This window comes from Rhodocyclus purpureus (genome assembly GCF_016653115.1).
Classification (GTDB): domain Bacteria; phylum Pseudomonadota; class Gammaproteobacteria; order Burkholderiales; family Rhodocyclaceae; genus Rhodocyclus; species Rhodocyclus purpureus.
Genome location: NZ_NHRX01000006.1, coordinates 44849 through 60475 on the forward strand (window position 1 = coordinate 44849; position 15627 = coordinate 60475).

Genomic DNA, 15627 nt, shown 5'->3' on the forward strand with positions numbered 1-15627 from the left:
CAGTGAGCGAAGATAACTTTTTCGACGATCTGCACGCCGAGACCCTCGCGGTGCGCGCCGGCCAGGTGCGCAGCCAATTCAACGAGCACGCCGAGGCGCTCTACCTGACCTCGAGCTTCGTCTTCAACAGCGCCGCCGAGGCCGCCGCGCGCTTCTCGGGCGAAGTCCCCGGCAACGTCTATTCGCGCTTCACCAACCCCACCGTCGCCGTCTTCCAGGACCGGCTGGCCGCGCTCGAAGGCGCTGAAGCCTGCGTCGCGACGGCGTCGGGGATGTCGGCGATCATGTCGCTGGTGATGGCGCTGTGCAGCCAGGGCGACCACATCGTCGCCTCGTCCGGAGTGTTCGGCGCGACCCAGCAACTCCTGGGCGGGATCATGCCGCGCTTCGGCATCGACACGAGCTTCGTCGCGCAGAGCGAGCTGTCCGAGTGGCAGGCGGCGCTGCGCCCGAACACCCGGCTCCTGTTCCTGGAGACGCCGGGCAATCCGCTCACCGGCATCGCCGACATCGCCGCGCTGGCGGCGATCGCGCACGCCCACGGCGCCTTGCTCGTCGTCGACAACTGCTTCTGCACGCCGATCCTGCAGCAGCCGCTCAAGCTCGGTGCCGACCTCGTCGTGCACTCGGCGACCAAGTACCTCGACGGGCAGGGCCGCGTTCTCGGTGGCGCCGTCGTCGGTCCGAAGAAGCTCACCGACGAGGTGTTCAAGTTCCTGCGCACCGCAGGTCCGACGCTGTCGGCGTTCAACGCCTGGGTGCTGCAGAAGGGACTGGAGACGCTCTCGATCCGCATGCACGCGCAGTCGGCGGCGGCGCTCGAACTGGCGCGCTGGCTGGAGGCGCACCCCAAGGTCCTCCGCGTCTTCTACCCGGGGCTGCCCTCGCACCCGCAGCACGAACTGGCGCTGCGCCAGCAGAAGAGCGGCGGGGCGATCGTTTCCTTCGAGGTGAAGGGCGGACGCGCGGAAGCGTGGAAGGTGGTGGACAATTGCCGCCTCCTGTCGATCACCGCCAACCTCGGCGACGTGAAGACGACGCTGACGCACCCGGCGACGACGACGCACGGGCGGCTCTCGCCCGAGCAGCGCGCCGCCGCCGGCATCGAGGAGAGCCTGCTGCGTGTCGCCGTCGGCCTCGAAGCCGTCGCTGACCTGCAGGAAGACCTCGCGCGCGGGCTGGCGCTGATCTGAGCTCACGTCGCCGCCGCCTCGGGAAGGCGGCGACGACGTGTTACAATCCGCTTCATTCGCGAACAGGGCGCACCGCCCGCCGGGCGTTCATCAGGCCAGCCGCCGCAGCGGTGAACGCCGACCTCCGCCACCGAACACCTTCGGCCTCCTCGCGGACTCATCAGGCTCATGCGGTGCCGCCGGCCATCCTGCCGACGGCACCGGGCCTTCACCCGAATTCACCGTCTTTGCCGACTTGCCGAAGCGCTCCTGCGCTCGCCGGCGCGCGAAGATCAGGAGCTCTTCTTCATGCACTTTTCCCAGTTGGGGCTCGCCCCCGAGATCCTGTCGGCCGTCGCCGCGCAGGGCTACACGACGCCGACCCCGATCCAGGGCCAGGCGATTCCGGTCGTTCTCTCCGGGCGCGACCTGATGGCCTGCGCGCAGACCGGAACCGGCAAGACCGCCGGCTTCACCCTGCCCATCCTGCAACTGCTGGCGAACAAGCCGCGTAGCGGCGCGCCGCGCCTGCGTGCGCTGATCCTGACGCCGACGCGCGAGCTGGCGGCACAGGTCGAGGAAAGCGTGCGCACCTACGGCGCCAACCTGCCCTTGAAGTCGATGGTGATGTTCGGCGGCGTCGGCATCAATCCGCAGATCGCGGCACTGCGCCGCGGCGTGGACATCCTGGTCGCCACCCCCGGGCGCCTGCTCGACCATGCCCAGCAGAAGACCATCGACCTCTCGTCGGTCGAGATCCTCGTCCTCGACGAGGCCGACCGCATGCTCGACATGGGCTTCATCCACGACATCCGCCGCGTGCTCGCGCTGTTGCCGAAAAAACGGCAGAACCTGCTCTTTTCGGCGACCTTCTCCGACGAAATCCGCGCGCTCGCCGCAGGGCTCCTGCACGAGCCGCATTACGTCGAGGCCGAGCGCCGCAACAGCGCCGCCGAACTCGTCCGCCAGACGGTCTTCCCGGTCGATCGCGAACGCAAGCGTGACCTCCTCGTCGAGCTCATCCGCACCCATCAGTGGCCGCAGGTGCTGGTATTCACGCGCACCAAGTGGGGCGCCAATGCGCTGGCCGAGAAGCTGCAGAAGGCCGGCATCGAGGCCGACGCGATCCACGGCAACAAGAGCCAGAATGCACGCACGCGCGCACTGTCCGGCTTCAAGGACGGCCGCCTGCACGTGCTGGTGGCGACCGACATCGCCGCGCGCGGCATCGACATCGACGAGTTGCCGCACGTCGTCAACTTCGAATTGCCGAACGTCGCCGAGGACTACGTGCATCGCATCGGCCGCACCGGTCGTGCCGGCAGCCCCGGCGAAGCCGTGTCTCTGGTCTGCGTCGACGAGCACAAGCTCCTGCGCGACATCGAGCGACTGCTCGGCAGGAGCATCGAGAAGCAGGTCCACCCCGGCTACGAGCCCGACCCGCACATCCGCCCCGAACCGATCCAGATGCGTTCGAACGCTCCGCGTTCCGGCGGGCGTGCCGGCAGCCCCAAGCCGCGTGCCGCGCAGCCGGCCGCGCGTGGCAAGCCGCCCTCACGTCCAGCCGCCGGCGCGCCGCGCAGCGGCATGCGCCACCGCTAGCAGGCACGGGGAACAGTGCCAGCTCGTGCAGGAAGATGTCCCGCCAGTGCGGTAAGATAAGCGCCACGCACGCAGCAAGCCTGCGCCGCCGCGTGGCGACCGGGAACCGTGCCGGCAAGGAAACGACCCGAAAATCATGAAACGCCGAAAAATTCACCTGCAAAAATTCCCGGCGACCAGCGCCGGTGGCAAGACCCCGCTCCTCTTCATCCATGGCGGCTACGTCGATTCGAGTTGCTGGGAATACCACTTCGTTCCCTTCTTCCAGCAGCACGGCTACGACTGCTACACGATCGACCTGTCCGGTCACGGGCGCAGTGAAGGGCGCGACCAGATCCACGAGTTCGGCATCGATCAATACGTTGCCGACCTGCAGCAGGCAGTGCAGGAGATCGGCGGCCCGGTGACGCTGATCGGGCACTCGATGGGCTCGCGGGTGGTCGAGCGCTTCCTGGCCTCGGGAGACGCGCAGGCGGCGATCTTCCTCTCGCCGGTGCCGGCCACGGGAACCGTCGGCAGCGCGGTGCGGCTGAGCCTGCGCCATCCGAACTTCCTCGATGCGATGAACGCGGTGACGAGCGGACAGTTTTCCGAGGAAGTCGCCGCGCTGCTGCAGAAGATCTACTTCTCGCCGGAGATGCCGGCTTCCGAAGCGCGCAAGTACCTGCCGATGATCGGCGCCGAATCTCAGCTCGCCGTCTCCGAACTGGCGATGCCGGAGTTCCGGCTGTCCTATCGCCGCCGCAAGCTGCCGACGCTGGTCCTCGGCGGCACCGAGGATGCGGTCTTCCCTGCCTCCGACCTGCACTTCATGGCCTCGACCTGGAACGCGGACCTGCACCGTGCCGAGGGCCTCGGACACATGCTGATGCTCGACCCGAAATGGGAAAACGTCGCCCGCCACATCCACACCTGGATCGGCAAGCGGGTGAGCCTGCCCGCTTGACGTGAAACAGCGGCGTGGGCCGTCCTCGATTCGGGCCTGCCTGCCCTCCCACGAGACGCCGATGTCGCGGCAGCCTTTTTCGTGGGAGCGGCGCCAGTCCGTCAGTTGGCGAGGCCACGAAACTGGAGAACGCACTGGATTGCCACGGCGCTGCGCGCCTCGCAATGACGGGATAGCGACGCGTCATCCGAGCACGCAGCGCGTGGCGATTCAGACAGCGCGTCATCGCGAGCCCGCAGGGCGTGGCGATCCAGTGCGTAGGTCTCGTATCAGGTCGCCCGTGGATGGCGGGAGGAGACAGAAGAACGCACTGGATTGCCACGGCGCTGCGCGCCTCGCAATGACGGGATAGCGACGCGTCATCCGAGCACGCAGCGCGTGGCGATTCAGACAGCGCGTCATCGCGAGCCCGAAGGGCGTGGCGATCCAGTGCGTAGGGCAGCTGTCGGGTCGCCCGAATTGGCGAGGCCACGAAACTGGAAGAACGAACTGGATTGCCGCGGCGCTGCGCGCCTCGGAATGACGGCAGTGAATGGCTCATGCTCGGCGGTTGCACGACTCGCCATGATCGTCAGCCCCGGATCAGCGCGATCAGTTCGTCGGTCGAGGGGAGGGCGGCGCCTTCGCCTTCAGCCAGGATGCCCTCGGCCAGCGCGCGTTTCTCGCCGTGCAACTTGACGATGCGTTCTTCGAGGCTGCCCTGCGTCACCAGACGATAGACTGTCACCGGCCGCAACTGGCCGATGCGGTGCGCGCGCCCCATCGCCTGGTCTTCCGCTGCCGGGTTCCACCACGGGTCGGCGATCACCACGTAATCGGCAGCGGTCAGGTTGAGACCGAAGCCGCCGGCCTTCAGGCTGATCAGGAAGAAGTCGCCTTCGCCCTGCTGGAATGCGGCCACCCGGCGGCTCCGTTCGGCACCCGGCGTCGATCCGTCGAGATACTGGTAACGGATTCCGGCTGCGTCGAGCGGCGCGCGCAGCAGCGCCAGGAAATCGACGAACTGGCTGAACACCAGCGTCTTGTGGCCGTTGGCCGAAAGTTCGACGGCGAGCCGGGCGAAAGCCTGCACCTTGGCGCCGACGATGCCTAGGTCGGGGCTGGTCAGGCGCGGGTCGCAGGCGGCGCGGCGCATCCTGGTCAGCTGGGCGAGGATGTTGAAACGTGCCTGAGCGGCCCTTCCGGGAGCGTCGGCGGCAACTGCGCTTTCCGCCTCGGCGACGGCGATGCGGCGCAAGGCCTCGTAGTGCGCGGCTTCGTCCGCTTCCGGAACGACGGTCAGCGTCAGTTCGGTGCGCGGTGGCAGTTCCTGCAGGACCTGGGCCTTGGTGCGGCGCAGGACGAAGGGCGCGATCAGCCGGCGCAGGACGTGCTGGGCATCGCGGTCGCGGTTGCGCTCGATGGGGGCGGCGAAACGCTGGTTGAAGCGCGTCAGCGTGCCGAGCAGCCCCGGATTGCAGAAGCGCATGATCGACCACAGTTCGGCGAGCCGGTTTTCGACCGGCGTTCCGGACAGTGCCAGGCGGAAGTCGGCGGCAAGCTCGAAGATTGCCTGCGAGCGCTTGGCTGCGGCGTTCTTGATCGCCTGCGCCTCGTCGACGACCAGCGTGTGCCAGTTGCGGCTGGCAAAGGCTTCGGCCGACTGTTGCAGGAGCGTATACGAGACGAGGATCACGTCGCCGGGGCCGGCGGCTTCGATCATCGCCGAACGGTCGCCCTCGCCGTAGAACTGCATCGCGAGCGAGGGGGCGAAGCGCGCACTCTCCGCCAGCCAGTTCCCGCACACCGAGGTCGGCGCGACCACCAGCGCCGCACCGCCTTCGGCGCGTGCGAGCAGCAGCGCCAGCGCCTGCAGCGTCTTGCCGAGGCCCATGTCGTCGGCAAGGCAGGCGCCGAAGCCGGCTGCCGCCAGCCGCGTCGCCCACGCGTAGCCGTCTTCCTGGTACGGGCGCAGTTCGGCCTGCAGGTTGCGCGGCAGCACGGGCTGCTGCTCCTCTGCCGTGCGCAGACGGGCGACGCGTTCGCGGAAGGCGCGGTCGAGCTTGAGCTCGGTTCCCTGCACGGCTTCGTCGAGCCACGCCGAAGCCAGCGCCGGAACGCGCAGGTCATTTTCTCCGGCTTCGGCGACCGCGGCGAGGTCGGCCAGGCGTGCGCGCAGCCGGTCGGTGAGCGCGGCGTAGACACCGGCGCCCATCGGCAGGAAACGTCCCTTGCCGCTGCTCGACCATTCGAGCAACTGCTGCAGTTGCAGCACCAGACCCTCCTCGAGCCTCGCCTCGCCCGAGACGCGCAACCATTCGCGCTCGCTGCGCACCGAGACGGCGAGCTGTGCCGAGTCGACCGGCAGCACGCGCACCGACTTGCCCTTGGGCCAATCGACCCCCGCCACCGCCGCCAGCTGTGGCAGCGTCTCGACCAGGCAGAGCGCCTGTTCGGGGTCCTCGACCAGCCATTCGGCGACGATCGCGCCTTGCCCCGGCGCGCTGAGGAAGGGCAGCGCATCGAGCACCGCGTCGAGATGCGCGCGCTCGCTCCTGATATCCCGCCGGGTGCCCACGGCTTCGCCTGCGATCGCCGCCATGATCTGCTCGTGTCCCGACCCGGGCAACAGGCGCGGTCCGTCCTCGCCGAGCGGCGCCACCACCAGGCGCAGGATCAGGCCGTCTCCCGCCGGTGACAGTTCGGCGCGCAGCCGCGACTCGGCGACCACCTCGCGCGCTGCAGCGGCGTGGTCCGACTGGATCGCGAAATGGCCGGTGAGCGCGCGCAGGGTCTTCTGCAATTCGCCCTCGGCGCTGACGGGAAGGTGCAGCCGTTCGCCGAGCAGGCTGGCCGCCCGCTTCTGCGCCTCCGTGAAGCGGATGACGCGGATGCGCTGCGGCGTGTCCTGGACGACGGTGATCAGGTTGAGTGCCTCGATCTCGCGCTTCTGTTCGGGGTCGGTGGTGTGCTGCGCATTGAACCCTCGCCGCAGTGGCGGCGTGATGCGCATCTGGTAGCCGTCGTCCTGCCTGATGACCTCCATCGCCGGTGCGCCCTCGACGACGTCGACGCGCTGGTCGGGCGCGTGTGCGAGAAAGACCGAGGGATGACCGATCAGCGCCATCACCGCGGCGGCGCGATCGATGTGCAGGTTCCTCGCGTGGTAGGGGTTGACGCGGACGGCTTGGGCGACGCGGGCATCCCAAGGCGGCAGTTTCTCGTTGCCGTGGAGCCGGGCGAGGCTCATCTCCTTGGGCTTGCCCCAGCCGCGGCGTCCGCGTTTCTGCTCGAACGGAACGATCTCCTCGACGTAGCCTGCGTCATCGATCGTGATCACCCACTGGATGCGGCTGGCGTCTTCCACGCCAGCCGCCTCTTCGGCCAGTGCCTGCAGCGAGACGAGGACGTTGCGCCAGCTTTCCTGGCCGCCGCATGCGAAGAAGCCGGGCGGGGCCTCGCCGCCGGCATGGACCGCCTCGGCGGCGGCCACCTGGGCGTCGAGCCAGGCAAAGCCGCAGGCCTGCAGCCGCTCGCGCAGACGGACGATCACCTCGCTTTCGCTGACCGCGTTCAGTCGTGGCTTCTCTCCGGCCGGCTGCGCCACCGCCGGGCCCAGCCAGGCGCGCAGCAGGCAGCGCCACAAGCTGGTCCAGTCGGGTTCCCGCAGATCCTTCGAATCCATCGCGAACGCGCCGGGTTCGAGGGCGGCGTGGCCGAGGCGAACCTCGGCAGCGTGCACCCAAAGGCCCCAGCCGACGAACGGCCCGGGCTTGCGTGCACCGGAATTGGCCAGACACTGCTTGCGTGCTGCCTCGATGCTGTCCGGCGTCTGCTGCGCCAGCAGCGTGAGCGCGTGGTACATGCCGACCCCCGAGCGCAGCGCCACCTTGCGTACCCCGGTTTCCTGGCGCAAGCGCTTCAGCGCAGCCGCAAAGCCGGTGTCAGCCTCCTGCCAGCGACCTTCCTGCGACAGCAGCGCGGCGCGCAGGGCGTCGGCATGGGCGCTGTCGACGCCCGCCAGCAAGCCCAGCACGCCTTCACGGTAGCCACGGTGCAGCAGGATCTCGGCGGTCTGATAACGGATATCCGGCGACAGATCCCAGCCGGGATCGAGCAGGGCCTGTCGCAGCCAGTCGAGCAGCGGCAGGTGCTTCGCCTGCCAATAGACGCGTAGTCCGTACAACTGGCCGCTGATCAGCGTCTCGCGCCACTTTTCCGGCAGGCGCCTGAGGGTCGCTTCGTCCAGCGTGCTGTCGAAGGCCTCCCCGAGCACCCGCCCCTGATCGTAATGGGAGGAGAATTTTCCCTCGATCTTTGCGAGCATCTCGCCGGGCGTGTCGCTCAGCAGGCTGACGCGCATGACCGCTGCCGAGGCATCGATGCCCGCCAGCGGCCAGCCCCAGGTGTTACCGCTTGGCCGGAATTTGAGCGCGTCGAAGACCGTCCGGCGCAACTGTTCGCCTGGCAGTCGCCGCAGCAGGTCGAGGTAGGCAGCGCTGCGCGCAGGTTCGCGCACCCGGAAGTATCCCCGGCGGTCAGGCTTTTCCTCGACCAGTCCGCGCCGGATCAGCGCGTCGGTCGCCGCCTTCACCTCGGTGCTGTTGAGCCATTGTCCTTCCTGGTTGCGCGCACCCAGAGCGCGCAACAGCTCGGGCAGGTGCGTGCGCGTGCTGCCGCCCCACAGCAGGGCGAGCGCGCCGAGTGTCTGCTGCTCGACGGCGGAAAGATCTTCGGGAATGGCTTGGCGCGGCACGTTGGATCTCACGGGCAAGGGAGGGACGGCATTATCTCACTCAGCCCGCGCTGCCATCGCGCTCGCGCATGGCCGAATTGAAAAGCTGATGGGCTAGCGTTACGATGCAGTGCCTATGCGCCCACAGTAACCCCAATGCCACAGCCAAGACCGCGAATCCTCGCCATCGACGACACGCCTGCGAATCTGATGGTTCTGGCGAGCGCGCTGTCCGGCGAGTTCGCCTTCCAGTTGGCGACTTCGGGCCAGGCCGGCCTCGACATCGCGGCGAGTGCGCCTCCCGACCTGATCCTGCTCGACGTGATGATGCCGGACATGGACGGCTTCGAGACTTGTCGTCGCTTCAAGGCCGATCCGCAGCTCGCCTCGATCCCGATCGTCTTCCTCACCGCGCTGGCCGACGCCGGTTCCGAAGTCAGCGGGCTGGAACTGGGGGCCGTCGATTACCTGCACAAGCCGATCGACATCCAGACCGCGCGCCAACGCATCCGCAACCTGTGCGAACGCGAGTCGCTGCGGCGCGAGCTCGAGGCGCATCGCGAGCGGCTGGAAGAACTGGTGGCCGAGCGCACCGCCGAATTGCTGGCCGCGAAGGACGATGCCGAGGTCGCCAATCGGGCGAAGAGCGTTTTTCTTGCCAACATGAGTCACGAGCTGCGTACCCCGCTCAACATCATGCTCGGCATGAACGACCTGATCCAGCGGCAACTTGCCGATCCCGCCCTGAAGGAGAAGAGCAGGAAGATTTCCCAGTCTGGTCGCGAATTGCTGTCGATGATCAACGACATCCTCGAAGTGTCGAAGACGGAAAGCGAAGCGAGCGACTGCGGTGGCATCTCGTTCTCGATGACGCATCTGCTCGATCACGTGGTCGAGCTGTTTGCGGCGAAGGCCGCTGCCAAGGGACTGAAACTGGTCCTCGATGTCGAACCCGGACTGCCCGATGTGCTCTGCGGCGCGCCGGCTCGTATCAAGCAGCTCATCGAGAATTTCGTCTCCAACGCGATCAAGTTCTCCGAGCGTGGCTGCATCACGATCCGCGTGCGGGGCGAAGGCGAGTCGGGCGATCGCCTGCTGCTGCGGATCGAAGTCGAGGACCAGGGTATCGGCATCGCCGACGATCAACGCCAGCGATTGTTCGACGCCTTCACGCAGGTGGATGCGTCGCGCACGCGCAGGTACGGCGGCCTCGGTATCGGCCTGGCGATCAACAGGCACCTGGTGCAAGGCATGCGCGGCCGGATCGGGGTCGACAGCAGGCAGGGCGAGGGCAGCCGCTTCTGGGCAAGCCTGCCGCTGCGCCCGGACCCCGAACCGCGCGATGAACCGACGACCGCGGATCAGCCGGATCGGCGTGAAGCCGCGGCGCAGCAGACGGCATCCTCTGGCGCGCCACGACAGCTGGCGGTCACCGAAGAAGTGAAGCAGAGCCTGGGCCACCTGCAGCGCCTCCTCGCCGACGGCGATTTCAACGTGATCAAGGCGTGCCGCGAAGCGCGATCGATCCTCGACCCACTGCTCGGACTGCAGATTTCCCGCTTCGATCAGGCGCTCGACGAGTTCGCCTTCGACGAGGTCGACGCACTGCTGCGCGCGGCGATCGCCCGCCATCCGGGACTGGGAGAGGGCAGTTCGTGAGCTTTTCCCGGCGCGCGGCAGCGCCTGACGGCGACCTGGGGTGCCGGCGCAGGCGACCGAGCGATCGACTGCGCCGACCTTTCTGGCTGCTCGCTGTGGTGCTGGTCTGTGTTCTTGCCCAAGAGGCCTTCGCGCAAGGGGCGTCCGAGGCGCAGATCAAGGCGGCCTACCTGATCAGCTTCATGAAGTACATCGACTGGCCGGGCAATCCGGCCAACCTGAACATCTGCCTCTACGGCCGGGAAACGCTGCTGCCACTGCTCGCCGGCTACGAGGGACGCAGCATCGGCGGCCGGCCGCTGCTCATCCACAAGGTCGTCAGCGCCGATCAGCTGGCCGGCTGCCAGCAGTTGTTCATCGCCGACAGCGATTCCGCGCGCGGTGCCGAGATGCTGCAGCAGGCGCTGAAACAGCCGCTCCTGATCACCGGCGACGGCGAGAATTTCATTCGCCAGGGCGGTGCCATCGCGCTGGCGCGTAGCGATGGTCGCGTCGTCTTCGACATCAACACGGACGCCATCGCGCGCGCCGGACTGAAGGCCGCGACGCCGATGCTGCGCCTGGCGCGTTCGCTGTCGGGGGGGCAGCGATGAACGCCTCGCCGTCGATCCAGAAGAAGCTCGCGGGCGTGCTGGCCGCGTCGGTCGGCATCAGCCTGCTCCTGGTGTTTGCATTCTTTGCCGTCCGCCAGTTCGAGCAGCAGCGCGAAGGCAAGTTGCGGGAACTGCAGTCGGTCGCCGAGGTGATTGCCTTCAACGCCTCCGCCGTCGTCGATTTTCAGGACAGCGCCGGTGCCGGTCTGCTGTTTTCGGCGCTCGCGAGCCATTCCGACATCGTCGCCGCGCGCCTGCTGGTTGCCGACGGCAGCCGCCTGCACGCCTTCGACCGGGACGAGACGCAGGTGCCGGACGCGGCGACGGCGATCGAAACCTTCTCGCCCTCACTCATGCGCCGGCTCAGCCTTTCCCATGCCACCATCAGCGTTCCGGTCGAGCGGCAAGGGGAGGTCAGCGGCGCGGTCGTCCTGAGCGCCAGCCTGAGGCCCCTCTGGGACGAGATGCTGGCCGGCTCCGCCATCTATCTGGCCGGAGCGCTGCTCGCCTTCCTCATTTCCCAGTGGATCTCCCGCCGGCTGCTGGTGACCATCCTCACACCGCTGGCCAACCTGACCGCGACCGCGCGCGAGGTCGCGGCGAGCAAGAACTATCTGCAGCGGGCCAGGAAGTACGGCGAAGACGAAATCGGCCAGCTGGCGGATGCCTTCAACCAGATGCTGGCGGAAATCTCGTCGCGCGACGACGAACTGCAGGCCAACCGCCAGCGGCTGAAGGAAGACAACGCGGCGCTCGCCCAGGAAATCGAGCGCCGCGAACGACTCGAAGCGCAGCTCAAGGAAAACGCCCGCCGGCTCGAAATCGTCGCCGCGGAAGCGCGTTCCAACGCCCTGCGCGCCGAGGATGCGAACCGCGCCAAATCCGAGTTCCTCGCCACGATGAGCCACGAGATCCGGACGCCGATGAACGGCATCCTGGGCATGGCGCAGATCCTGCTGTTGCGCGACGCCAGCGAGGAAGAGCGACTGTCCTGCGCGCGGACTATCCTTTCTTCCGGCAACACCCTGCTGGTCCTGCTCAACGACATCCTCGACCTGGCCAAGGTCGAAGCGGGGAAGATTCAGCTCGAGTACATGGAGTGCGCGCCGGCGCGGCTGCTCGCCGAGAGCGTCGCTGTCTTCGCCGAGTCGGCACGGCGCAAGCAGCTCGACCTGAAGATTGGCGCCACCCTGGACGAAGACCGCCATGTCTTCGCCGATGCCACCCGGCTCCGGCAGATGCTCAACAACCTGATCGGCAACGCGATCAAGTTCACCGAGCGCGGCGGGGTCGAGGTGTCCCTGCACGAGAGCGCGGCCAGCGACACGTACGCCGACTTCGAATTCGTCGTCAGCGACACCGGCATCGGCATCGACGAAGACAGGTTGCCGCTCCTTTTCCAGCCTTTCTCGCAGGTCAACTCCTCGACCACGCGCCAGTTCGGCGGGACCGGTCTCGGCCTTTCCATTGTGCGCAAGCTGGCACTGCTGATGGACGGCGAGGCCGGCGTCAGCTCGACGCCTGGCCACGGTTCGCGTTTCTGGTTTCGCGTCCGTTTGCAGACGCTGCAGCGCGATCAGGTGCAGGTCGCGCACGATGGCACGGAGGTGCACAGCCCGGCGGAGGCTGCCCTGCCGCGACTGCGCGGCCATGTGCTCATCGCCGAGGACAACTCCTCCAACCAGGCGCTGATCGAAACCATGGTCACCCGGATGGGCTGCAGCTGCGACAAGGTCGAGGACGGCGAGCAGGCCGTGGCGGCGATCGGCGCCGGTACCCGCTACGATCTGATCCTGATGGACCTGCGCATGCCGAAGCTGGACGGCTACGAGGCCACCCGGCAGATCAGGGAATGGCTCGCGCGGCAGGAGCGCCCGCAGATTCCGATCGTTGCCGTCACCGCCAACGTCTTCGCTGCCGATCGCCAGCGCTGCCTGGATTCCGGGATGAACGACTTCGTCGGCAAGCCGATCGATTACGGCGTCCTGGCCGGCGCGCTGGCGCGCTGGCTGCCGTCGGCCGGCAACGGGAAACCTGAACTCGTCGCTACCAGCATCGGCAGCAAGGAAGTCGATGACACGAAGGCTGCTGCCATCGTCGAGGAGCTGCTGCCGATGCTCAAGGCGCACTTGTACGACGCGATTGCCCGCTTCGACGAGCTGAAGGAGGCGCTCGCCGGTACCCGCCTCGCCGGTGAAATCGACGCCATCGGCGACGAACTCGGCGCGCTCGCCTTCGACCGCGTCGCTTCGCGTCTGCGCGCACTCGCCGCAGCCCGGAACTGGAGTGTCTCCGCATCATGACAAGGCGCGCCCCGCCGTTTGCCTGGCTGGCGATTCCGCTGGCCGTCCTTGCCACGCTCGCCACGAAGAGTGCCTGCGCCGAGATCGACGCCATCGACACGCCGCTCGACCAGCTGGTCGAGCTGCGCATCATCTCGATGCCGAAATTCGCCGAGAACGCCGACGCGATCCCCTCGGTCGTCTCGATCATCAAGCGCGAGGACATCCGCATCTACGGCTGGCGCACCCTCGGCGAGGCGCTGCGCTCGCTGCAGGGCTTCAACGTCACCAGCAACCATGCCTACGAGTATGCCGGCACGCGCGGCATCTCGCTGCCGGGCGATTTCCGTCCGCGCCTGCAGTTGCTGATCGACGGCACCTCGCTCAACGACAGCGTGTTCTCCAGCGCGCCGGTCGAGGACAGCTTCCCGCTCGATCTCGACCTGGTCGAGCGCATCGAAGTCGTGCGCGGCCCGAGTGCCTCGGTCTATGGGGGCGACGCGATGTTCGGCGTCATCAACGTCGTCACCCGCAGCGGGCAGGGCATGGCGGGCGGCGAAGCCGGCGTCAGCGTCGGCAGCGGCAAGGAGCAGCAAGGCCGCCTGTCGTGGGGCGGCATGGTCGGCGGTGCCGACGTGATGGTCTCCGCCAGCGGCTTCGATAGCGACGGTCAGAGCCTGCGCTTCGACGACGTCGGTGCCACCGCGCATGGCGTCGGCGCCGAGAACGGCAAGCGCTTCTTCCTGCGCGCCCGCGGCTCCGACTGGCGCCTGACCCTCATCAATGGAGAGCGCAAGGCCATCGTTCCCACCGGCCGCTTCGGCACCATCTTCGACGACAAGGGCCTGTTCGCCTTCGACCGCTACTCGCTGGTCGACCTGGCCAAGGAGTGGCGGCTCGGTGCGCATGCCACGCTGCAGCAGCGCCTGTATGTCGGCGACTACACGCACGAGGGGCAGTTTCCGTACGACTACTCGCAGCTCTCGCCGTCCGATCCGCGCGTGATCAACCGCGACCGGATGCGCGGCCAGTGGTGGGGCTTCGACAACCACCTCGTCGTCACCGGACTGCGCGAGCAGCGCCTCACCTTCGGTCTCGAATACCGTTCCGATTCCAGGCAGGACCAGGAGAACACGGACCTCGGCTACGGTTGTTATCCGAACAAGGGGGCGTCTGCCTGCCTCGACGACCGGCGCAGCGCGCATCAGCTGGCTGCTTTCGTCCAGGACGAAATCCAGGTCGGGCCGGCGACGCTCTTCACCGCCGGCCTGCGCCACGACTGGACTTCCGTTTCCGGCAGCCACTGGAGCCCGCGTCTCGGCCTCGTTCATGACGCAGGTCAGCCCGGCATCTTCAAGGCGCTGTGGGGAACCGCCTACCGCTCGCCTTCGGTCGATGAGCGCTATTACTCGCCGGCCGGTTTGCCTCCCTACGGCAATCCCGGCCTGCGCAGCGAGAAGATGAAGTCGCTGGAGTTCGCCTGGGAGAAGTCGCTCGGGCAGGCGGCGCGCCTCACCTCGTCGCTCTACGCCTTCCAGGTCGACGGCATGATCAGGACCGATGCGCAGGGTATGGCGAGCAACGACACTGCGGTCCACGCCCGCGGTTTCGAGGTCGAATACGAGAAACGCTGGTCCGGAGACCTGCGGCTGCGTGCCAATTACTCGGTCCAGCGTGCGCAGGACGAGGCGGGCAGCCTCGACAACTCGCCGCGCCACATGCTCAAGGCGAATCTTGCCGCACCTACCGGCCTGCCTTACCTCAATGCCGGTGCCGAGGCGCAATGGGTCGCGGCGCGCAAGGCGGCCTCCGGCAGCGAGGAGATCGGCGCCTACACGCTCGTCAATCTCAACCTCCTCTACGTTCCTCCGGGCGAGCGCTGGGACCTGGCGCTCGGAATCTACAACGTCTTCGACCACCGCTATTACGACCCGGTCGCCGAGTCGCTCGCCGGTGGCCTGTCGCGCTGGGCTTCGCCGCAGCTCGGGCGCAGCCTGCGCCTCAAGGCCACCCTGCGCTTCTGATGAGAACTGCGAAGGGATGAAGCAAAGACTCTGCGCGGAGCAACAGCCCGTCATCGCGAGCCCGCAGGGCGTGGCGATCCAGTGCCAGGGCTGGTATCGGGTCGCCCGTGGATGGCTGGCAAGGGCGAGGGGACGGAGGAACGAACTGGATTGCCACGGCGCTACGCGCCTCGCAATGACGGGATAGCGGCGCCTCATCCGAGCCCGCAGCGCGTGGCAATCCAGATAGCGCGTCATCGCGAGCCCGTAGGGCGTGGCGATCCAGTGCGTAGGGCCTATATCGGGTTGCCCGTGGATGGCTGGCAAGGGCGAGGGGACGGAGGAACGAACTGGATTGCCACGGCGCTACGCGCCTCGCAATGACGGGATAGCGGCGCGTCATCCGAGCCCGCAGCGCGTGGCAATCCAGATAGCGCGTCATCGCGAGCCCGCAGGGCGTGGCGATCCAGTGCCAGGGCTGGTATCGGGTTGCCCGTGGATGGCTGGCAAGGGCGACGAGACAGCGGACCGAACTGGATTGCCACGGCGCTACGCGCCTCGCAATGACGGGATAGCGGCGCCTCATCCGAGCCCGCAGCGCGTGGCAATCCAGATAGCGCGTCATCGCGAGCCCGTAGGGCGTGGCGATCCAGTGC

General features: G+C 67.7%; 8 protein-coding genes. 7 read left to right on the top strand and 1 reads right to left on the bottom strand.

Going from position 1 to position 15627, the window contains the following annotated elements; translation table 11 throughout:
• The first annotated feature begins 2 nt into the window (after positions 1-2).
• The 3 genes from CCR84_RS00490 (at position 3) to CCR84_RS00500 (ending at position 3720) form a co-directional block, all read left to right on the top strand.
• Positions 3-1193, top strand: a complete 1191-nt coding sequence (locus CCR84_RS00490; protein ID WP_201208977.1) for an O-succinylhomoserine sulfhydrylase — start codon at positions 3-5, stop codon at positions 1191-1193.
• 288 nt (positions 1194-1481) lie between these two features.
• The gene (locus CCR84_RS00495; protein ID WP_201208978.1) at positions 1482-2774 is read left to right on the top strand and encodes a DEAD/DEAH box helicase; all 1293 of its coding nucleotides are present in this window, start codon (positions 1482-1484) and stop codon (positions 2772-2774) included.
• A 136-nt stretch (positions 2775-2910) separates the two neighbouring features.
• Positions 2911-3720, top strand: coding sequence for an alpha/beta hydrolase (locus CCR84_RS00500; RefSeq protein ID WP_201208979.1), 810 nt, complete (start codon positions 2911-2913; stop codon positions 3718-3720).
• Between the two features lie 571 nt (positions 3721-4291).
• Here the strand turns inward: CCR84_RS00500 and CCR84_RS16750 are convergent.
• Positions 4292-8455: an SNF2-related protein gene (locus CCR84_RS16750; RefSeq protein WP_201208980.1), complete on the bottom strand. Its 4164-nt coding sequence runs from the start codon at positions 8453-8455 to the stop codon at positions 4292-4294.
• Positions 8456-8590: 135 nt separating this feature from the next.
• Here CCR84_RS16750 and CCR84_RS00510 point away from each other — a divergent pair, with 135 nt between their 5' ends.
• The 4 genes from CCR84_RS00510 to CCR84_RS00525 are packed head-to-tail and all read left to right on the top strand — an operon-like array spanning position 8591 to position 14992.
• Positions 8591-10093 (top strand): ATP-binding protein, encoded by a 1503-nt coding sequence (locus CCR84_RS00510; protein WP_201208981.1) that lies wholly within the window; start codon positions 8591-8593, stop codon positions 10091-10093.
• Complete coding sequence (locus CCR84_RS00515; RefSeq protein WP_201208982.1) at positions 10090-10686, top strand: YfiR/HmsC family protein; 597 nt, start codon at positions 10090-10092, stop codon at positions 10684-10686. Before CCR84_RS00510 ends, CCR84_RS00515 begins: the two co-directional genes overlap by 4 nt.
• Positions 10683-12989, top strand: a complete 2307-nt coding sequence (locus CCR84_RS00520; RefSeq protein WP_201208983.1) for a hybrid sensor histidine kinase/response regulator — start codon at positions 10683-10685, stop codon at positions 12987-12989. The genes CCR84_RS00515 and CCR84_RS00520 overlap by 4 nt, the downstream gene beginning before the upstream one ends.
• Positions 12986-14992, top strand: a complete 2007-nt coding sequence (locus tag CCR84_RS00525; protein WP_201208984.1) for a TonB-dependent receptor plug domain-containing protein — start codon at positions 12986-12988, stop codon at positions 14990-14992. The genes CCR84_RS00520 and CCR84_RS00525 overlap by 4 nt, the downstream gene beginning before the upstream one ends.
• Positions 14993-15627: the final 635 nt, after the last annotated feature.

What these genes read in the sequence shown, in the direction of transcription:
- CCR84_RS00520 (WP_201208983.1), top strand. Translation starts at nt 10,683, where the DNA reads ATGAACGCCTCGCCGTCGATCCAGAAGAAGCTCGCGGGCGTGCTGGCC.
- CCR84_RS00525 (WP_201208984.1), top strand. Translation starts at nt 12,986, where the DNA reads ATGACAAGGCGCGCCCCGCCGTTTGCCTGGCTGGCGATTCCGCTGGCC.
- CCR84_RS00495 (WP_201208978.1), top strand. Translation starts at nt 1,482, where the DNA reads ATGCACTTTTCCCAGTTGGGGCTCGCCCCCGAGATCCTGTCGGCCGTC.
- CCR84_RS00510 (WP_201208981.1), top strand. Translation starts at nt 8,591, where the DNA reads ATGCCACAGCCAAGACCGCGAATCCTCGCCATCGACGACACGCCTGCG.
- CCR84_RS00500 (WP_201208979.1), top strand. Translation starts at nt 2,911, where the DNA reads ATGAAACGCCGAAAAATTCACCTGCAAAAATTCCCGGCGACCAGCGCC.